This window comes from Flavobacterium chungangense LMG 26729 (assembly GCF_000735715.2).
GTDB classification, from domain to species: Bacteria; Bacteroidota; Bacteroidia; order Flavobacteriales; family Flavobacteriaceae; genus Flavobacterium; species Flavobacterium chungangense.
This window is the reverse complement of sequence record NZ_JASY01000002.1, coordinates 465555-484360: the sequence shown is the minus strand read 5'-3', so window position 1 is coordinate 484360 and position 18806 is coordinate 465555. Positions and strand designations below refer to the sequence as shown.

The window sequence follows — 18806 nt, the reverse complement described above, 5'->3', positions numbered from 1 at the left end:
TTTACTATTTTTTATAATGATCGTCAAATTTCTTAGAAAACTTTCTTCTGAAGAAAAACATAAAAACACTTACACCTGCAATCAAAAAACTAAGCCAGGGAGTTCCATCAGCATCGCTTAACTTTGTAATTCCATCATAAATAAAAGCACCAGCAATTAATAAGTAAACGTATTGTGTATATTTTAAGTAATTCATAATTTATATTTTATTCTTCGTCGGCTTCAATTTCTCCGCTTACCCGTTGTGAATTTATCACTTTAAAATCTTTGCTAAAATCTATTCCCTGACCATGCGAAACTCCTTTTGCATCCGTAAGCTTAAATTTTCTTTCGGTGTAAAACCATTCGTTTTTCTGATCAAAGTATAGTTGTTCTGTCTCAAGCACCTGCCCGGCCTCAGACGTAATCTTTACTTTTCCCAGCAAGTCAATTATGCCCGTTTGCTTGTAAGAAACCGCATAATTTGCCACTATAAAAGTACGTTTTTGTTTTTTATCATATAATGTAACATCAATTCCTTTAGGAAATTCTGTAAAAGGAAAATCAACACTGGCATAATCCAACATTTTACGGCTTTTCAAAACACCGGTTATACGGCCAGAATCTGTATATTTTATATTGATTGTATCAGCATCTGTTGCAGGAAAAAATTCTGAAAAGTTAATTTTCTGAACTTCTTTAAAATTACTTTCGCAACCAAAAAACAGTGTCACAGCAAGAACTGTGACAACGGTTATAATAGTATGTCTTTTTGGTAAATTCATTCGCCAAATGTAGTAAATTGTATTGAGCTTATAAAAACATAAATTTAAGCATTAGTTGAATTTACTTTTTACAAACCATTTGTCATTAAAAGAGAAACTTAGACTAAAGTTTAGGTAATTTTCCTGAATCAAATTCGAAGAAACCGTTCCTTTTTTACCATATTCAATTCCAAAATTTACATTAGAAAAAGTTCCTGTAATAGGAAAACCAGCTCCTAATGTCACACCAACATCTTTTATTGATTCATTATTTACAATAAGACCAATTTTTTCATATTTTAATCCTGCTCTATAGGTAACTCGGCTTAAATAACTTGTAAATGAACCGTAGTTGGGAAGGTAATACCCCCCAATTGCATATTTTGCATATTTCTCATAACGCACATCGTCACTTGTGTTATAATAATTTTGAAACTTACCATTACCCTGAAAAGCTACAGTAGTACCCACTAACCATTTTCTTGCCTCACCAATACCTGCACCAATGGTTAATTTGTTTGGTAATTTTAAAGTAGAGCTATTCAGGTCATCTACTGAAGTTGCATCACCATCAACCTCAATAGTTCTTTCACTGTCTGATTTTAGATTGCTTCCAAAAGTATAAGACAAACTGGTAAATAATTCTGTTTTTTTATAAATCTTAGTTTGATACATCGTACCAATATTAAAATTAACCCCGGATAAGGTTGAAGTATTAATTTCTCTTGTAGCGCTTGAAACTCCTGTAATGGCTTCTATACTGGTAGTTTCAATTTTACCAAAGTTGTATTGCATATCAGCACCTACACTCCAATTTGGTTTTATTTTGTAGCCTAATGCCAAAAAGACTTTATTCAAGCCTCCTTTTCCTTCATATTGAGAACTTGTAAGACCCTCTGTACCTGAATTATCATTTCTAATTTTATAACCAACTGATGAAACCGGAATCAATCCAAATCCTGCTCCAAATTTACCCATTGGGATTCCTAAAAGTAAATAATCAAAGGTTGACCTTGTAGAACTGGCTGTCTCTGTTTGTGACTTTACTTTTGAAGTTCCGTAAGTACCGCCAACCGTAAAAGTAGTTTGCATAAGACTGGCATAACTTGCAGGATTCTCAACATTTAAGTGAATACTATCCTGCTCAACCGAAACACCTCCCATTGACCTGTTTTCTAAAGTTCCTTTAAATTTGATGTCCCCAATTCCGTAGAATGAATAAGGTGAAGCAGTACCTTGCTGAGCAAATGAAACGAACGAAATAAGCAAACAAGCGCTTAGTATAATTTTTTTAATCATTGTTGATTTTATATTGAAATGTTTGGTTCAAACTCTCAAGTAAGAAATTTGAATTGGCAAATATGGTATTTTTTAATCGTTTAGCCAAAAATTCTGCATCACCTCCCGTTAAAATTATTATAAAATTTGAATAATTTGCGCGATATTCATCGATAAAACCGTCAATCTCATAGACGAAACCATTGACAATCCCAGAATGTATTGCCTGAAAAGTACTGTTTCCTATATAAGAGTCCGGTGCTTCCAGACTTAACAAAGGCAGCTTAGCTGTGTAATTATGTAACGTTTCGTAACGCAATCGCAGGCCCGGAGAAATTGCTCCGCCTAAATAATGATCAAATTCGTCGATAAAATCGTAGGTTATACACGTTCCGGCATCAATAACTAATCTGTTTTGTTTGGGGAATTGTAAAGTTGCTCCCGCAGCCAAAACCATCCTGTCTATTCCTAACGTTTTTGGGGTTGCATATTTATTTACAAAAGGAAAAACATCTTCATGAGTCAAAAAATGAATATTAAGTTCTTTTTCTAAAGCCAAAAAAGATTGCCTTTCGATATTTCCGACTGATGCAACGACTAAATCAGAGCAGTTTTGAAATTTTTTTAAAATTTTTTTAATTTTTTTTTCGAGTTCATTTTTCTCAAAAACAAATTTTTCCAAAACAGTACTCCCCTCAAAGACAGCAGCTTTAATTCGGGTATTGCCAATATCAACTGTTAAAACCATATTTATTTATTTACCACGGCGAAGGTACGAATTGATTTTTTTTAAAAAAATGTTTTGGATAAACGAAAAATGATTCTATATTTGCACCCGCAAACACGTTCACAGAAACACACGGAAACTGAAACAAAGTGAATTAATAAGCAGGTACCTTAGCTCAGATGGTAGAGCAATGGACTGAAAATCCATGTGTCCCTGGTTCGATCCCTGGAGGTACCACAAAACCCGAATAGCAATATTCGGGTTTTTTGTTTTTATTAATTTTCTATTGATTCGGGATTAATCTCAAATAAACTACCTCATCCAACCTTCAATTTTATAATTTTTAGAAAATAGTTTTCGTTCATTTTTTCCATTATCAGGTTTAAACCAAACTTCAAATCTTGCAGCATACGGATCTCCCCAATCGCCTTCGTAAATTGTAAAATCCTTTCCAGTACTAAATTTCTTTATACTATCGGTCGGATTATAAACTTGAATTGAACTGGCTCTAGGCAATTCATCAACAGAGAGTGCTTCATTATGAGTAATTTCAAATGCTTTTAAATAAATGCTTCCACTTTCGATCTTTCCTATCCAAAAATCATATTCATAAAGTCCAGGCTGAAAAGAATTATAAAGTTGAAAATCGGCTTTTTCTACAATTCTGTTACTGATGCTGTCAGGGCGCTGTCCTTCAAACTTTGCATAATGATCCAAATCAACCGGATTATCAATTTGAATGTTTTTTGGAATTGTTAAGTTTTTAGCCCATGTATCTGGTGTTTCTTGTTCTATAAAAAATGTTGTGACCAAGTAACCTATAAATATCAATATTGTTCCACCAAACAGAACAAGAGTTATAAGACCTTTAAACCATCTTTTATTAACTAATTGATATATTACTGAAATTAGCAAGCCAAATAACCCAAATACTACCCAAACAAAACCTATTCTGATCAAAACAGAACTCTCTAAAACATCTGAAGTTATTAAAAACAAAATAGACAAAAACCAAAATAATATTGGTTTCCACCAATTTTCAAAAAAACTTAAAAAATATTTTGTCATATTTGTGATCTTCTTTAATGAACGTTATAGATTTATTTCAAAGGAAAATCAAGTAATTCTTTTGGTTCAACATCTAAAGCATTAGCAATTCTTACAAGCGTTTTTACAGTAGTATTTATTTCAGCCCTTTCTATTCTACCTACTTGATTTTGTGTTATACCACAATCATCGGCTAAATCTTGCTGAGATAAGCCTTTTTTTTCACGTATTTGTCTAACGTGAATACCAAGATTCACAATAAAAGTATCTTCTGAAATATCCATATTTCAAAAGTCATAAGATTTATTTATCAATTACACCCATATATGGGTGTAATTTACTATATTTGGCATAACCAAAAAATAAGACAATGATTACGAAAAGCCTTTCTACAGAAGCTGAAACAAGAATAAAAGACTTTTTCATTAATACAATCGAACCAAAAGATTTGGCAAAAACAATACGACAAGTAAATTATGCTCTTTCGATGTGTTCAATGCGAGGTTGCGAAACCTTGGAATCTGAATTAAACAATATCGATGATAGTTTTTATTGGCTCAATAGATTGGCAGAAGTACTTGATCCTTATTTGGATGTTGAGGGAAATTGAGTTTACAATGTTAAATTTTTTAAAATAATTCCTGCATCAAAGAAGATTATAATTATTCTTACTTTGATACAGGGATTTGTAGCATTCAATGCAAATTTTATTTTGTTTGCAGTGTTGGATTTTCGCCTTTTTCAATTCTGTCAGTCGGCATTTTGGGTGGCTCAGACGGAGTTGGTGGCGAAGGAACGATAATAGGATTATTTTCTTCTGCCATTTTAAAATTTATTATTGTTACAAAACTTAAATTGATAAATGTCAACAAAACTGCTAATATTATAAAGCTTCGAGATCTATACAAATTTAATGCTCTTTTGTCATTTAAAATAGTGTGATTGTCTGAAAACTGAATGAATTTTTCAACAGTTTGTTGTTTAAAAGTCTTTTGTAGTGTTATGTCTTCTAGTTCGTTATTGAATTTTTCTAGATCAAGTTCGAATTTTCTAAAATCTTTTAGAAGACCAAAGTTTTGATATTTAAAGCCTTTAAAAAGATTATTTACTGAGATGAAAATGAAAATGACAGAAATAAAAGCAAGAATCAAAGTCAAAATTAAAATGATTATTATTAAAATAGAACTACTTTCATCTGCTTTAAAAATGTTCTTAGAGACAATGTAAGAATTTAGCGTGACCACTACAGTTACCCCAATTATAGGGTTATTTATCGCACCATCTAAATAGTTTCTTCTATTTAGTTCTCTTTCATATTTGTTTTTATAAAAGTCAAAATTATCCATTTTAAGTATTGTAAAGTAAGTTTATTCAAATTTAATTTTGTATCTCTCACAATATTCTTCTAAAGTTGCATGTAACATCATTCCTCTACCTGATATTATAACATAAATTTGATACTCAGTTTGTGGTGGGAAATTTTGTATTGCAACTTTTACAGCATCTTTATTAGATAAAGAATCATCAATTGTACTAAAGACATTTGACGGTGCTATTTTGTTTATTGTTTTTATAAAAGGTTCAAAGAGGTTTGGATTAACTGGAGCAATTAATGTGTAATGATTGTCCGTTAAATATTTTTGAAATTCTTTTTCTTTTAAATATAATTCTTCCATAAAAAACATTTTAAATTCTTGTTAAGGAGCATTCTCAAAAATAAAAATAGATAACGGAGATATAGATGTTGTAGTAAATTGCTTATCAACAATTTTAATAACAAAAATAAGAAGTACTAAAAACAAAAAAGCTTCTGAAAATATTCAGAAGCTTTTTTAGTGCGGATAATAGGACTCGAACCTACACGCCTTGCGGCACCAGATCCTAAGTCTGGCATGTCTACCAATTTCACCATATCCGCGTAATTGTGGGTGCAAAGATAAGCATACTTTCGAATATTCAAAGAAAAATTTGAAAAAAAATATTAATTCTCTTTTTTGTATATTTGGTTTTCTATAAAAATAATTTAAATGGAAAACATTAAGTCCTACGTTCAACAACATAAAGATCGGTTTATCAATGAATTGATCGAATTATTAAAAATTCCGTCGGTAAGTGCCGACACCGCATACTCTCAAGATGTTATTGACACGGCCGAAGCTGTAAAAGTAAGTTTATCAAAAGCAGGCTGCGATTTTGTCGAAATTTGCGATACTCCAGGCTATCCAATTATTTATGGAGAGAAAACAATCGACCCTAATTTACCTACCGTTTTAGTATACGGCCATTATGATGTTCAGCCGCCGGACCCAATGGAATTATGGACCTCTCCCCCTTTCGAACCCGTTATCAAAACAACCGATATTCATCCCGAAGGTGCTATTTTCGCCCGTGGTGCCTGCGACGACAAAGGCCAAATGTACATGCACGTAAAAGCGCTTGAATATATGGTACAAAGCAATACTTTGCCTTGTAACGTAAAATTCATGATCGAAGGCGAAGAAGAAGTAGGCTCTGCAAGTTTAGCCTGGTTTGTAGAACGCAATCAGGAAAAACTGAAAAACGATGTAATCTTAATTTCAGACACCGGAATGATTTCGAATCAGCAGCCTTCAATTACGACAGGCTTACGAGGTTTGAGCTATGTAGAAGTTGAAGTTACAGGACCAAATCGCGACCTGCACTCCGGTTTGTATGGTGGAGCTGTAGCGAACCCCATTAATATTCTGGCAAAAATGATCGCTTCTCTTCACGACGAAGACAATCATATTACGATTCCGGGATTCTACGACAAAGTACAGGAATTATCTGCTGAAGAAAGAGCTGAAATGGCCAAAGCGCCTTTCAGTTTAGAAAAATATAAAAATGCATTAAACATTGCTGATGTTTATGGCGAAAAAGGATATGTAACCAACGAACGCAACTCAATCCGTCCGACATTAGACGTAAACGGAATCTGGGGCGGTTATCAGGGTGAAGGCGCCAAAACGGTTATTGCCAGCAAAGCTTTTGCTAAAATCTCGATGCGTCTGGTTCCCAATCAGGACTGGCATGAGATTACAGAACTGTTTACCAAACATTTCACCAATATTGCTCCGGCGGGAGTTACCGTAAAAGTTACACCGCACCACGGAGGTCAGGGCTATGTTACGCCAATTGACAGCATTGGATATCAGGCAGCAAACAAAGCGTATACGGAAACTTTTGGAGTTCCGGCCATTCCGGTTCGTTCCGGCGGAAGCATTCCAATTGTGTCATTGTTCGAAAAAGAACTAAAAAGTAAAACTATTCTAATGGGCTTCGGTCTCGACAGTGATGCAATTCACTCGCCAAACGAGCATTTCGGAATCTTTAATTATCTGAAAGGAATCGAGACTATTCCGTTGTTTTATAAGTATTTTGTAGAACTTTCGAAGTAGATTTTAACCGCAAACAACGTTTTTCATATGAATGTGAATGTATGTTTCAAGTTAGCAGCTAAATTGAGTCAAAAAGGGATTGTTTTAATTATGATTGTTTTTGGTAATTATGGATTTTCTCAAGCACCAGTTCAAAAAAAAATATTTAAAGAGACTTCAAGTTTTAAATGGTTTAGTGAAGTTGAAGTAAAACCTAAATTTGTAGACGGAGTAGACAAATTTTACAAATATGTTGGAAATAATTTCAAGAGCCCTGAGAATGAATTGTGTTGTAAAATAACGGCAGAATTTATAATAGAAACAGATGGTTCATTGTCTAATATTGAGATCGTAAAAAATGATCTTGGAAGTATCGCTGAAAAAGAGCTTATTCGTATTTTAAAAAACTGTCCAAAATGGATTCCAGGTTATGACAAAGGTATTCCTGCGAGAGTAAAATCTACAATCCCTATTGTATTGAAAAAATGACAATAAAATATTCGTTTCTGAAAAAAAACAAAACTTTGTGGAAGTTTTAAACTTTGACAAAATTAATTTCAATGTAAATCCGTTCAGCAATGAGCGGATTTTTTTTGAGTTTTCAAATTGATATTCCTATTGAAATTTGCCATTGCTATTGATTAGGGCGTTACCTACGGCCGGGCTATCCCAAAGCATTGAAAATTATAGTTTTATTTAAATATTGAAACTTTTTTCTTTCATATTTAAAATTTTATTCTACATTTGTAGAAACAAATCTATAAATGTAGAACAAAAGCTATGAAGAACCTTTTTGTAATATTCTTGTGTGGTGCATTTCTTCTTGGCTGTAAACCTCATTTAATCAATCAAAAGATTGAAAAGAAAAAGCAGGGAGTATGGATTGAGGAATATTCTGAAGACAGTACTCATTATAAATCGTACGAATATTACAAAGACGACCAGCCGGTAAAAAAATGGAAATCCTACATTAACGGGAAAATCTATAAAACCGAAAAATACAAAAACGGAATCTGTACTGTAAAATATTATCATCAAAACGGAAAACTGCAATCAAAAGGAAAAACCAGCGTCGAAATTGATTCAGTCGAAACACACTGGTTTTATTTTGGAAAATGGAAATTCTATTCGGATAAAGGAAAGTTAACCGATATCAGAAAATACAATAAAGGGAATTTAGTTTCAGAACAAAACTTAGAATAAAAACTTAGAAACTCAGAATCTTAGCAACTTAGAACCTAAAAAATATGCAATTATCAAATTCAGAAGAACAATTAATGGAGCATCTCTGGAAGCTTGAAAAAGCTTTCATGAAAGATCTGCTCGAAGCGTATCCGGAACCAAAACCTGCCACAACCACCGTTGCAACACTTTTAAAACGTATGATTGACAAAAAGTTTGTGGCTTACAACGAATTCGGGAATTCAAGGGAATATTATCCGTTGGTCAAAAAAACAGATTATTTCTCTAAACATGTAAAAGGTCTGATTAGTAATTTCTTTAATAATTCGGCTTCACAATTTGCTTCTTTCTTTACCACCGAAACCAATTTGTCAACTTTGGAACTGGAAGAGCTTAAAAAAATAATCGATTCAGAAATTCAAAAGAAGAAAAAATGATTGAATATCTATTAAAATCAGGATTACTGTTTTTGCTTTTTTATACAGGATATAAAGTAGGGCTGGCAAGCGAAAAAATGTTTCGTTTTAATCGGGTTTATCTGCTTTTGAGTTTGGTTTTTAGTGTTTTAATTCCATTACAAATCATTTCATTTCAATCTGCTGCTTCCAATAAAATAGGGTCTTTCAGTTTAGATGAATTAGTGATTCAGAAAAGCAATGAAAATTTAAAAACAGTAGTTGATGATCTAAATCTGACTAATGTTATTTTTGGAATCTACTTTTTTGTGGTTTCGGTTTTAATTATTCGTTTCCTATTGAATCTGTATGCATTATATAGAAAAATTCAGGTAAATGAAACACAATTCATAAACGAAGAAAAAATCATTTTAATCGAAGAAAGTACCCTGCCACATTCGTTTTGGAATACAATTTTCATTAATAAAGCAGCATTCAAAAACAACAAAATCCCAGTAGAATTAATAGCGCATGAAAAAGCGCACTTGCAGCAAAAACATACTTTGGATATTCTTTTTATAGAAATTTTACAAATTGTGTTTTGGTTTAATCCAGTCCTTATTTTGTACAAAAAAGCGATTAAACTTAATCATGAATTTCTGGCTGACGAAGCAGTTAATATTCGATACAATTCAATTTCAGAGTATCAGAATTTATTACTTGAAATAGCTTCAGATAAAACCAGTATTAATTTGGCGAGTACTATCAATTATTTAATAACCAAAAAACGTTTTGTTATGATGACCAAAAAAGAATCCAAAATCAAATCGGTCCTAAAAGCATTTACTATAATTGCATTTTCAGGTTTACTATTATTTGTATTTAGTCATAAAAGTGCTGCTCAGGAAAAGAGTGAAAAATTCAAAGATGATAATCAGGCGATCGCTGTTAATTCAATTGAAAAACAGCCTGAATTTCCCGGCGGAATGGAAGCGTTTTATAAGTTTATAGGTGAAAATTTTAAAATGCCTTCAAAAGCGGCTAAAGACAACGTTTCAGGAAAACTTTACCTGCAATTTGTAGTTGAAAAAGAAGGCTCTTTGTCTGAGATAAAAGTTTTAAAAGATTTAGGCTATGGACTGGGAAGAGAAGCGATTCGGGTATTGAAACTTTCTCCACAATGGACTTCGGGTTCTGTAAAAGGGAAACCGGTCCGGGTTTTGTATAGTTTGCCCATAACTATTAAGTCTGAGAAATAATATATTTGATTATCAAAAAAACTAAAGCATGATAAAAGTAAATTCACAATTTAGCATGAAAAAAACTTTCTTATTTACCTTGATACTTATTAGTGTTGTAAGTTTTGCTCAGGATTCCGAAACAACAGCGGAAAATCAAAAAGCTGCCGCAAAAACAAAAAAAACTGATCCAAACACAAGAATTGATTTATAAAACACCTCAAACAACTGTAAAACCAGAATATCCGGGAGGTATACAGGAGTTATACAAATTTATAAAAGCGAATTATAAAACCCCAATAACACCGTCAAATGTACCCTTAAAAGGATATATATATTGGTTTTATTGTAGAAAAAGACGGCTCCCTAACTGATTTTAAAATCTTAAGGGACATTGGTTACGGTAGTGGTCAGGAAGTTATTCGTGTTTTGAAATTATCTCAAAAATGGATTCCTGGAAAAAACGGTGAAGAAATAGCGGCTTCTTCTTATACTTTACCAATTACAATTAAATAAGCAAGAAAACACCTCAAAAAAATCCACTCCTTTATTTAAGAAGCGGATTTTAAAAATTCAAAAACTAAAAATAAATCCGTTAAAATAAGTCCGGATTATATCCAAAATACGGCATGTTTTGCTCGTTAAAAATAACGCCGTAACTTTCCAGTTCATCTAAAATAGGCAAATACACCTCTTTATTGATTGGAAGCTGTACGCCCGGAGTTGTAATTTTTCCATTCAAAATCAATAATGTGGCTATGGCAACAGGTAATCCAACGGTTTTTGCCATTGCCGTATACGTCTGATCATCACCTATGCAAACCATTTTTGAGTCGATTTGTTTCTTCTCTCCATTCAGTTCGTAACCAAATTTATGGTACATCACAATCATATCTTTATCATCCTGTTCAAGCGTCCAGCTGTCAGTTAGTATTTTTTCCAGAATCTGTGCCGGAGTTGCATTGGGAAGATTTACTTTTTTGTTTGGGTTAAATAAATCCAGTTCTAAAAGTTTATCCCACATAATATCGTCCTGATCGATTTTTAAAATCAAACGCATTTTTATTTCGACCGAATCTGTTGGGTGATAAGGCAAAAATGAATTGGTAAACTGACGGTAACTCATGTTTTCAGAATCTTCCATGATATAACTGTCGTCTGTCATGCCCAGTTGCACAAACATATTCCATGCTTTTGAAAAACCAACTCTTCTAATTGTTCCTCTGTATAAAGTCAAAATATCATCTAAACCATATATTGACCGGTATTTAAGTGAATCACGGTTAGAATACGCTTCAAATTTTCCGTAACCTTCGACTTCAAGAAATTCAGTTCTGCGAAATAAACTTCCATAGGGAATGTATTTATAAGTTCCTTCCTGAATAAATTTTGCTGCACCACCCTGCCCTGCTAAAACTACATTTCTGGGTGCCCAGGTAAATTTGTAATTCCACAAATTGTTATCTGATTCCGGAGCAACCAAACCACCGCAGAAAGATTCAAAAAGCAGCATTTTACCACCTCTCGATCTAATTTCGTCAATAACTTTCATGGCGCTCATGTGGTCTATTCCGGGATCGAGACCAATTTCATTCATGAAAATCAAATTGTTTTTTCGGGCTTCTTCGTCAAGTTCCATCATGGCATCGCTTATGTAGGAAGCGGTAACGAGATGTTTTTTGAATTGCAGGCAGTCTTTTGCAATTTCAATATGTAAATAGGCCGGAAGCATCGAAATTACAATAGAGGCTTTTTCTATGGCAGCTTTTCTTTCTTCAACATCAAAAATGTTCAGGGTAATTGGAGTAGCATTAGGCTGTTTATTGATTTTCTTTTCGGCCAAAGCCAAAGATAAATCGGCAACTACAATATGTAAATTTTCACTTTCAGATTTTAAAAGCAAATATCGTATCAGGGAAGATGCGGATCTTCCCGCTCCAATGATTAGAATAGTTCTCATAAATTTACATATATAACACAAACATAGCAAATTGTTACAAAAATAACAATTGAAGAATAGTAAACTTTTTAAAATAAATGAAACAAAGTAAATCAGATTTTTTTGAAAAGTGTATTTGAATTGTTTTTTGTTTGGTTGAATTAAGAGTATTTTTGTGATAATAAAAACACTCTTCGTTGAGTGAAATTGATTAGAAATTTAATTTTGATACAATAATCAGAGCAAAAGAATAATCGGAAAGAGCTTCGACTAAGTTTATCCTGAGCGAAGTCGAATGGCCCCAGCCTGATACCTGATTTTAATTTCAACAACGTCATTAAATACATAAACATGGAAAGAAAAATAATTATTACAGCAGCTCTTTTTGGAATGATAGCGATTATCTTTGGTGCTTTTGGTGCGCACGCTTTAAAAGCCATATTGTCTCCGGAACAATTAACAAGTTTTGAAACCGGAGTTCGTTATCAAATGTATCACGCTTTCTTTTTGTTCTTTGTCGCTTCCAGAAAAGAGTTGTCTTTGAAGACATTAAAAGTAATTTATAATTTAGTGCTGGGAGGCGTTTTATTATTTTCCGGTTCGATCTATTTACTGACTACAAAAAATGTAACTTCAGTTGACTTTAAAATTATAGGATTCGTAACTCCAATTGGTGGTTTCTTATTAATCTTCGCCTGGTTTGTACTTTTAGCTACTTTTTTTAAGAAAAAATCATAAAATTGGTTTAAAAAAATTCTATCTAAAATTTAATACCTAATTTTGTTGTATATATAACACGTAACCTAATTACTGTGAGTTTTTTATGTTATTCATTAGTATAATTAAATAATATAACACAAATTCCTGGTTAATTGGATTTTTAAAATTGACATTTTAAAGTAAATTATAACACAACAAAAATTTATGGAAACGAATACACTTTCCTCGCAATCGATTTCGCTTATGGATTTAGGAATTACAAATGCTAAAGTTCACTATCAATTATCCGCAGATGAACTGCATGCGATTACGCTACAATCAGGGCAGGGTGTTGAAGCTTCTACAGGTGCTTTGGCAATTAATACAGGCGAATTTACAGGACGTTCTCCACAGGATCGTTTTATTGTGAAAGATAAAATTACGGAAGATAAAGTATGGTGGGGAAATGTAAATATTCCGTTTTCACCAGAAGCTTTCGAAAAACTATATGATAAAGTAACCCAGTTTTTATCAGACAAAGAAGTTTTTGTACGCGATTCATACGTTTGCTCTGATTCAAATTACAGACTAAATGTTCGGGTAGTAACAGAAACAGCATGGTCAAACTTGTTTTGCTACAATATGTTTTTAAGACCTGAAGAAAGCGAGTTGGCTAACTTTACTCCTGACTGGACGGTAATCTGTGCGCCAGGTTTTATGGCAGATCCTGCTGTAGACGGCACACGACAGTCTAATTTTGCTATTTTGGATTTTACCAAAAAAGTAGCCTTAATTGGCGGAACAGGTTACACAGGAGAAATGAAAAAAGGAATTTTCTCTGCCTTGAATTTCATTTTACCGGTTTTCGAAAACACGTTGCCAATGCACTGCAGCGCCAATGTGGGTGAAGCTGGAGATACTGCTATTTTCTTTGGTTTATCCGGAACAGGAAAAACAACCTTATCTGCAGATCCGGAACGTAAATTAATTGGTGACGATGAACACGGATGGACTAGCGAAAATACCGTTTTTAACTTTGAAGGCGGCTGTTACGCCAAAGTAATCAACTTATCTGAAGAAAATGAACCGGATATTTTTAGAGCTATCAAAAAAGGAGCGCTTTTAGAAAATGTGGTTTTCAAAGAAGGAACTAACGAAGTTGATTATGATAATGTTTCGATTACGCAAAACACACGCGTGAGTTATCCAATAACACATATCGATAATATTCAACCGGGTTCTATTGGCCATAATCCTAAAAATATATTTTTCTTAACGGCAGATTCTTTCGGAATTTTGCCTCCTATCTCAAAACTGACTCCGGGTCAGGCCGCTTATCATTTTATTTCGGGCTATACAGCAAAAGTAGCCGGAACTGAAGCAGGTGTAACAGAACCTCAACCTAATTTTTCTGCTTGTTTTGGAGCACCATTTATGCCTTTGCATCCAACAAAATATGCTGAAATGCTAAGCAAAAAAATGAAAGACGCCGATGTAAAAGTATGGTTAATCAATACTGGATGGACTGGCGGAGCTTACGGAACCGGAAGCCGTATGAAATTAAAATACACCCGTGCGATGATTACGGCAGCTCTAAACGGAGAACTGGACAATGTGGAGTACGTAAACCATAAAGTATTTGGAATTGCAAAACCGCAATCCTGCCCAAATGTTCCAAGCGAAATATTGAATCCGAGAAATACTTGGGAAGATCCTGCGTTATATGATAAAAAGGCAATCGAACTGGCTCAGAAATTCAAAGCTAATTTTGCCAAATTTGAAGAGTTTGCCAACGCTGAAATTTTAGCTGGCGCACCAAAAACAGAATAAGGAAGATTATTTAATTCAAACTAAAAAAAGCTGTTCGTTATGAACAGCTTTTTTGTTTGGTCTCCAGTCGCAGCTAAAAAAAATAAACACTAAACACTATACTGCGACTGAAAACAACACTGAAAATTTATTTTTTTGCTTCGTCAATACGCTTCTGGATCAAATCCCAGGCGTAATAATGGAATGTCATTCCGTTACTCATCGCTACAAAAAGACCGTTTTTGTATTTTCCGCCTAAATTAACGCTGGTTACATCGGCACCATCGCATTCAATTGTTGACGTTGGAACTTCTGCCAGTAATTTATAACTGTTTGGATTTCCGTTCACACCTTCTCTCGGATACACCATAAAAGTGTTTGCCTGTTGGTTTGACACTAAAATATATCCTGTAGAGTCTGTTTTTTTGTAAATCGCAATTCCTTCGTGATCGGCTTTGAAGTCTTTTTGTCCAAAAAATGCCAATTCTTTATTATCATTTAAAGCAGGATCAGCCTTGTATTTTCTGATTCCGAATTGCTCATCACAATATAAAATAGTTCCTAATTCATTATCAACAGCAATGGCTTCAATTTCTTTCTTTCCGCTGTAAGCTCCAAATTTGCGAACTACTTTTCCAACAGCAAATTTTCCGTTTCCAAAAAGTTCATATTGATATAAATAACTTCCGGAAGGGCCTGTTTTTCTTCCCACAATGGCAAATATTTTACCATCCGTCGGACGTGTGTATAAAGCAACTCCCATTGGATCACGCAAATCTTCTCCTTCAAAAACCGAAATTCCTCCATTATCAATTGGCTCTAAATCCGGCAGGCTGAAAACTCTGATTCTATTGCTTTCGCGTTCTGTTGTAACGGCGATATCAACTTTTTTTCCGTCAATAACCAATCCGTAAGCGATATCAACATTGTTCGGACGTTTTAAAGGAATTGATTTTTTAAGGATTTTTCCATTCAGATCAAAAGCATACAAACCACCGTCTGTATCTTTATCTGTTCCCACAATAATACTTTTTGCAGCATCCGTTGGGTGAATCCATATCGAAGGATCGTCGGTATCGTGAGGCAAAGCTTCTGTAACAGCTGTTGGTTTTATCGAATTTGATGCCACCGGTGCCAGTTTATCATCTTTACAAGCCATAAATGAAAGGGCTAAAAGTAAAAAAGCAAGTATCGATTTATTTTTCATTTTTATTATGTATTTGTATACAATTAGACAGAGCCGCTAAACTCTGTCTAATTTATGAATTTTAAAAAACAGGTTTTACAAGTCTAATTTCAATCCGAAATTGTAACGGGCCTGATAGTATTCAGCTTGTTTTGTATTCGATTCAATTCCCTGATAGTAACGCAACGGCTGATTTGTTAAGTTATTGGCTTCAGCAAAAAAGCGAAGTTTAGGTGTAATTTTATAAGAAGCATTCGCATCTAAGAAAAATTGTTTGTCATAGAAACTGTCGTTGTATGCTTCTGAACCTAATTCATCTAAATAATCGGATGTGAAGTTAGTAGAAATTCTTGCAGAGAAACGTTTGTTTTCCCATGATAATGATCCGTTGAACATGTGCGGAGCAGTTCCGGGAAGACTGATGTTGTTTCTTTCATTTCCGTCTTCGTCAGCAATTCCTTTTGCTTTAGACTTAGTGTACGTATAGTTTAAATAAATGCCAAAACCTTTTAAGAATTTACCAGGCAGGAAATCTAACTGACGCTGAAGTGCTACCTCAAAACCATAAACATCAACCTGATCTCCGTTTCTGGATTGTACAAATGACCAGTTTTCACCTGCAGGAATTGGATTTACCTGAGTAGGGAAATCTGCAGCAAATTTTGCATCTGTATATTGATTATCGCTGTAATTGTAAATGAAATCATTTAATTTTTTGTAGAAAACACCTCCTGAAATTAATCCAACCGATTTGAAATAATTCTCAACCATGAAATCATAATTGTATGAATACGTTACAGCAAGATCCGGATTTCCCGCTGTAATTTCTTTATCAGCCGCAATATTGTTTACATAAGGTGCCAATGCATAATAGTTTGGTCTTGCTAAAGCAGTAGTGGCAGCTGCTCTTAAAACTAAATCTTTTGTAGCATTGTATTGAAATGAAATACTTGGCAATAAATTAGTATAAGAATTTGTCGTATTGATCTGGCTTTCTAATTCTTCTTCATCTAAAACGCGGTTTCCTGTATAATCGATGTGTGTGTTTTCAATACGGAAACCTAAAACCATTGAAAGTTTATCATTAAAATCCTGGTCCCATCTTACATAAGCAGCAGTAATTCTTTCTTTAGCGTTATAGTTTACAGCCAAATACTCAGCCGCATCTGCTTCTTTATCAAATAAACTGGCGTTATTAAGGTCTAAACTTCCTAAGAAATTAGCCGAAGCAAAAGTTCCCGGTACATATTTACTTCCCGGATTAAAGTTTTTTCCATCAAAATAGCTGGTTGGAACCTCAGATAATAATTCCATTCCGTCATTGATTGGCTCGTAAGCGTAGAAATTATTATTTCTTTCTTTTTCTTTTAAACGTAATCTAAGCCCTGTTCTTAGTCTTCCTTTTTCACCTGCAATTACAGAGAATGGAAAACGAATATTCACTTTTGCACCAAATTCACTTTCGCTGGTTTCATCTGTGTTTTCTGAAACAGAATCAAATTTAAATTCATCTGTAGATTCACCAACAGTTGTCAGCAAAGGAAATCTTGGATCAGATAAATCCTGAAACATCTCTAAACCTTTCTGACGGTATTCGATGTAACGCTCTTCAGGACGGTATTCTCTTGCTTTTGCATAATTTGCAGACCAGTCTAAATCTAATTTTGAACTGATTAAATGTTCTCCACGAATAGAATAATTCTGAACGCGCTGATCTTCTAATCTTCTGTTTTTGTTACGATTATTATCAACCCCTCCTTTTGTCTGGCGTTTTACACGACCTTCAAAACCAATGATTTCTTCACCATTATAAAGTGGTTCAATATCATCATAAGTCGTTCTGAAACGGTTTTCTCTGTCATCTCTCCAGTTGTAAATTGCATTGGCGAAAATAGAGTTGTTCTCATCAAATTTATAGTCTAAAGCAATCGACCCACTTCTACGGATACGCTGTACGTCATATTTTCTAATTTCTGAAGCCTGCAAATACTGGTTTCCGAAATCATCTTTTACCCATTCGTTTTCGATGTTATCAGACCCGTAATCAACATTATTGTACGATCCACTAACAACTACTCCTAATTTATTGTTGGCAAATCTGTTACCATACACTAATCCGGCTGTGTAAGAAGCATTTTCACGAATTGGAAGATAACCTCCGGAAAGCGTTGCTGAGATTCTCTCGCCATTTGGAGTTGCTCTGGTAACTAAATTTACAGAACCTCCAATCGCATCAGCATCCATGTCTGATGTCAATGTTTTATTTACTTCGATAGTCGAAATCATATCAGAAGGAATTAAATCCATCTGAACGTTTCTGTTGTCTCCTTCTGCAGATGGGATTCGGTCACCATTTAACGTTACAGAGTTCAAAGATGGAGCTAAACCTCTAATAATAATGTTACGTGCTTCACCCTGATCATTTTGCATCGTGATACCGGGAACACGTTTTAAAGCATCACCCACATTGGCATCCGGGAAACGGCCTACCTGATCTGATGAAATTACGTTTCCGATATTTTTGTTATTTTTTTGCTGGTTCAGTGCTTTTGCCTGACCTTTTAAAATGTCTCCCACTACAACCTCATTCAATTCTGTTCCTGAAGTTTTAAGTGCAAAATCGATTACGTTGTTTTTGCCCTGCTCTACTGTGATTTCCTGAGTAATAGCAGTATATCCAATATATTTTACCGTTACCTGATACGTTCCAACATTAATATTAAGCAATTCAAAACGGCCATTATAGTCAGAGACAGTGTATTTGTTCTCTCCAACAATCTGAATCATGGCTCCCGGCAAGGGAAGTTTGTCATCAGCATCTAATACCTTTCCTGATATTATTGCTTTTTGAGCATAACTCGTCAGCGTTAATAAAAACAGCATTGCTGCCACATAAAAATTTTTCATTGTGTGTTTGGTTTAATTTTCGGTTGCGAAACTAAAACCTGAATGTTACTAAAGCAGTTAAAAAAAATTAACATAATGTTATGATTGAGTGTTTCGAAGCAAAAAATAGTAATGTTTATGTAACATTGAAATAGCATAACTACTCAGTAATTAGTAAACACTTACTAGTGATTAGCTTAATGTGGGAGCTATTAACATTGTAGTTCTTATAAATGAATTTTCTTTTCTTATTCGATAAACAAAAAACTAATTACTAATTAC

At 33.9% G+C, this 18806-nt stretch carries 20 protein-coding genes and 2 tRNA genes; 10 read left to right on the top strand and 12 right to left on the bottom strand.

The features are described from left to right. Positions 1-4: 4 nt before the first annotated feature. From JE46_RS05295 to JE46_RS05280, 4 genes are read right to left on the bottom strand one after another with little or no spacing between them, the layout of a single operon-like run. Positions 5-196 carry a hypothetical protein gene (locus JE46_RS05295; protein ID WP_031454218.1) on the bottom strand — a complete coding sequence of 64 codons (192 nt, stop codon included), beginning with the start codon at positions 194-196 and terminating at the stop codon, positions 5-7. 10 nt (positions 197-206) lie between these two features. Further along, complete coding sequence (lptC, locus tag JE46_RS05290) at positions 207-764, bottom strand: LPS export ABC transporter periplasmic protein LptC (protein ID WP_031454217.1); 558 nt, start codon at positions 762-764, stop codon at positions 207-209. A 51-nt stretch (positions 765-815) separates the two neighbouring features. Then, positions 816-2042: a membrane protein gene (locus tag JE46_RS05285; RefSeq protein WP_031454216.1), complete on the bottom strand. Its 1227-nt coding sequence runs from the start codon at positions 2040-2042 to the stop codon at positions 816-818. After that, positions 2035-2769, bottom strand: a complete 735-nt coding sequence (locus JE46_RS05280; protein ID WP_031454215.1) for a type III pantothenate kinase — start codon at positions 2767-2769, stop codon at positions 2035-2037. The genes JE46_RS05285 and JE46_RS05280 overlap by 8 nt, the downstream gene beginning before the upstream one ends. A gap of 143 nt (positions 2770-2912) precedes the next feature. Here JE46_RS05280 and JE46_RS05275 point away from each other — a divergent pair. Beyond that, positions 2913-2985 (top strand) — tRNA-Phe (locus JE46_RS05275). Between the two features lie 75 nt (positions 2986-3060). Here the strand turns inward: JE46_RS05275 and JE46_RS05270 are convergent. Then, a complete protein-coding gene (locus JE46_RS05270) occupies positions 3061-3816 on the bottom strand; it encodes a hypothetical protein (protein ID WP_031454214.1) in 756 nt (251 codons plus the stop codon). 32 nt (positions 3817-3848) lie between these two features. Continuing rightward, positions 3849-4079 carry a helix-turn-helix domain-containing protein gene (locus JE46_RS05265; protein ID WP_031454213.1) on the bottom strand — a complete coding sequence of 77 codons (231 nt, stop codon included), beginning with the start codon at positions 4077-4079 and terminating at the stop codon, positions 3849-3851. 86 nt (positions 4080-4165) lie between these two features. Between JE46_RS05265 and JE46_RS05260 the strand changes: the two genes are divergently transcribed. Beyond that, positions 4166-4405: a hypothetical protein gene (locus tag JE46_RS05260; protein ID WP_031454212.1), complete on the top strand. Its 240-nt coding sequence runs from the start codon at positions 4166-4168 to the stop codon at positions 4403-4405. A gap of 97 nt (positions 4406-4502) precedes the next feature. Here JE46_RS05260 and JE46_RS05255 read toward each other — a convergent pair whose 3' ends face one another. The 3 genes from JE46_RS05255 to JE46_RS05245 all read right to left on the bottom strand — a co-directional run bounded on the left by JE46_RS05255 (position 4503) and on the right by JE46_RS05245 (position 5713). Then, positions 4503-5141: a hypothetical protein gene (locus tag JE46_RS05255; RefSeq protein ID WP_031454211.1), complete on the bottom strand. Its 639-nt coding sequence runs from the start codon at positions 5139-5141 to the stop codon at positions 4503-4505. Between the two features lie 21 nt (positions 5142-5162). Further along, the gene (locus tag JE46_RS05250) at positions 5163-5471 is read right to left on the bottom strand and encodes a hypothetical protein (protein ID WP_157505878.1); all 309 of its coding nucleotides are present in this window, start codon (positions 5469-5471) and stop codon (positions 5163-5165) included. A 160-nt stretch (positions 5472-5631) separates the two neighbouring features. Further along, positions 5632-5713, bottom strand: a tRNA-Leu gene (locus JE46_RS05245). Between the two features lie 109 nt (positions 5714-5822). Here JE46_RS05245 and JE46_RS05240 point away from each other — a divergent pair. The 6 genes from JE46_RS05240 to JE46_RS24005 all read left to right on the top strand — a co-directional run bounded on the left by JE46_RS05240 (position 5823) and on the right by JE46_RS24005 (position 10219). After that, positions 5823-7211, top strand: coding sequence for a dipeptidase (locus JE46_RS05240; RefSeq protein ID WP_031454209.1), 1389 nt, complete (start codon positions 5823-5825; stop codon positions 7209-7211). Positions 7212-7238: 27 nt separating this feature from the next. After that, positions 7239-7679: an energy transducer TonB gene (locus JE46_RS05235; RefSeq protein ID WP_051872824.1), complete on the top strand. Its 441-nt coding sequence runs from the start codon at positions 7239-7241 to the stop codon at positions 7677-7679. A 291-nt stretch (positions 7680-7970) separates the two neighbouring features. Then, complete coding sequence (locus JE46_RS05230) at positions 7971-8393, top strand: toxin-antitoxin system YwqK family antitoxin (RefSeq protein WP_031454207.1); 423 nt, start codon at positions 7971-7973, stop codon at positions 8391-8393. A 44-nt stretch (positions 8394-8437) separates the two neighbouring features. After that, positions 8438-8809: a BlaI/MecI/CopY family transcriptional regulator gene (locus JE46_RS05225; protein WP_031454206.1), complete on the top strand. Its 372-nt coding sequence runs from the start codon at positions 8438-8440 to the stop codon at positions 8807-8809. Further along, positions 8806-10026, top strand: coding sequence for a M56 family metallopeptidase (locus JE46_RS05220; protein ID WP_031454205.1), 1221 nt, complete (start codon positions 8806-8808; stop codon positions 10024-10026). Before JE46_RS05225 ends, JE46_RS05220 begins: the two co-directional genes overlap by 4 nt. A gap of 28 nt (positions 10027-10054) precedes the next feature. Beyond that, positions 10055-10219 carry a hypothetical protein gene (locus tag JE46_RS24005; protein ID WP_157505877.1) on the top strand — a complete coding sequence of 55 codons (165 nt, stop codon included), beginning with the start codon at positions 10055-10057 and terminating at the stop codon, positions 10217-10219. A 381-nt stretch (positions 10220-10600) separates the two neighbouring features. On the opposite strand, the gene JE46_RS05215 is transcribed toward JE46_RS24005, so the two are convergent. Then, positions 10601-11965 (bottom strand): saccharopine dehydrogenase family protein, encoded by a 1365-nt coding sequence (locus JE46_RS05215; protein WP_031454204.1) that lies wholly within the window; start codon positions 11963-11965, stop codon positions 10601-10603. 330 nt (positions 11966-12295) lie between these two features. On the opposite strand from JE46_RS05215, the gene JE46_RS05210 reads away from it, so the two are divergent. After that, complete coding sequence (locus tag JE46_RS05210) at positions 12296-12682, top strand: DUF423 domain-containing protein (RefSeq protein WP_031454203.1); 387 nt, start codon at positions 12296-12298, stop codon at positions 12680-12682. Between the two features lie 186 nt (positions 12683-12868). Further along, positions 12869-14473: a phosphoenolpyruvate carboxykinase (ATP) gene (gene pckA / locus JE46_RS05205; RefSeq protein ID WP_031454202.1), complete on the top strand. Its 1605-nt coding sequence runs from the start codon at positions 12869-12871 to the stop codon at positions 14471-14473. Positions 14474-14600: 127 nt separating this feature from the next. Here pckA and JE46_RS05200 read toward each other — a convergent pair whose 3' ends face one another. Together JE46_RS05200 and JE46_RS05195 are read right to left on the bottom strand one after the other, a co-directional pair. Beyond that, positions 14601-15659, bottom strand: a complete 1059-nt coding sequence (locus JE46_RS05200; RefSeq protein WP_031454201.1) for a phytase — start codon at positions 15657-15659, stop codon at positions 14601-14603. A 75-nt stretch (positions 15660-15734) separates the two neighbouring features. Then, the gene (locus tag JE46_RS05195; RefSeq protein ID WP_031454200.1) at positions 15735-18545 is read right to left on the bottom strand and encodes a TonB-dependent receptor; all 2811 of its coding nucleotides are present in this window, start codon (positions 18543-18545) and stop codon (positions 15735-15737) included. Positions 18546-18806: the final 261 nt, after the last annotated feature.

Excerpts from the sequence above, each read along its gene's own strand:
- JE46_RS05295 (WP_031454218.1), bottom strand. The coding sequence starts at position 196 with ATGAATTACTTAAAATATACACAATACGTTTACTTATTAATTGCTGGT.
- lptC (WP_031454217.1), bottom strand. The coding sequence starts at position 764 with ATGAATTTACCAAAAAGACATACTATTATAACCGTTGTCACAGTTCTT.
- JE46_RS05285 (WP_031454216.1), bottom strand. The coding sequence starts at position 2,042 with ATGATTAAAAAAATTATACTAAGCGCTTGTTTGCTTATTTCGTTCGTT.
- JE46_RS05280 (WP_031454215.1), bottom strand. The coding sequence starts at position 2,769 with ATGGTTTTAACAGTTGATATTGGCAATACCCGAATTAAAGCTGCTGTC.
- JE46_RS05270 (WP_031454214.1), bottom strand. The coding sequence starts at position 3,816 with ATGACAAAATATTTTTTAAGTTTTTTTGAAAATTGGTGGAAACCAATA.
- JE46_RS05265 (WP_031454213.1), bottom strand. The coding sequence starts at position 4,079 with ATGGATATTTCAGAAGATACTTTTATTGTGAATCTTGGTATTCACGTT.
- JE46_RS05260 (WP_031454212.1), top strand. The coding sequence starts at position 4,166 with ATGATTACGAAAAGCCTTTCTACAGAAGCTGAAACAAGAATAAAAGAC.
- JE46_RS05255 (WP_031454211.1), bottom strand. The coding sequence starts at position 5,141 with ATGGATAATTTTGACTTTTATAAAAACAAATATGAAAGAGAACTAAAT.
- JE46_RS05250 (WP_157505878.1), bottom strand. The coding sequence starts at position 5,471 with ATGGAAGAATTATATTTAAAAGAAAAAGAATTTCAAAAATATTTAACG.
- JE46_RS05240 (WP_031454209.1), top strand. The coding sequence starts at position 5,823 with ATGGAAAACATTAAGTCCTACGTTCAACAACATAAAGATCGGTTTATC.
- JE46_RS05235 (WP_051872824.1), top strand. The coding sequence starts at position 7,239 with ATGAATGTGAATGTATGTTTCAAGTTAGCAGCTAAATTGAGTCAAAAA.
- JE46_RS05230 (WP_031454207.1), top strand. The coding sequence starts at position 7,971 with ATGAAGAACCTTTTTGTAATATTCTTGTGTGGTGCATTTCTTCTTGGC.
- JE46_RS05225 (WP_031454206.1), top strand. The coding sequence starts at position 8,438 with ATGCAATTATCAAATTCAGAAGAACAATTAATGGAGCATCTCTGGAAG.
- JE46_RS05220 (WP_031454205.1), top strand. The coding sequence starts at position 8,806 with ATGATTGAATATCTATTAAAATCAGGATTACTGTTTTTGCTTTTTTAT.
- JE46_RS24005 (WP_157505877.1), top strand. The coding sequence starts at position 10,055 with ATGATAAAAGTAAATTCACAATTTAGCATGAAAAAAACTTTCTTATTT.
- JE46_RS05215 (WP_031454204.1), bottom strand. The coding sequence starts at position 11,965 with ATGAGAACTATTCTAATCATTGGAGCGGGAAGATCCGCATCTTCCCTG.
- JE46_RS05210 (WP_031454203.1), top strand. The coding sequence starts at position 12,296 with ATGGAAAGAAAAATAATTATTACAGCAGCTCTTTTTGGAATGATAGCG.
- pckA (WP_031454202.1), top strand. The coding sequence starts at position 12,869 with ATGGAAACGAATACACTTTCCTCGCAATCGATTTCGCTTATGGATTTA.
- JE46_RS05200 (WP_031454201.1), bottom strand. The coding sequence starts at position 15,659 with ATGAAAAATAAATCGATACTTGCTTTTTTACTTTTAGCCCTTTCATTT.
- JE46_RS05195 (WP_031454200.1), bottom strand. The coding sequence starts at position 18,545 with ATGAAAAATTTTTATGTGGCAGCAATGCTGTTTTTATTAACGCTGACG.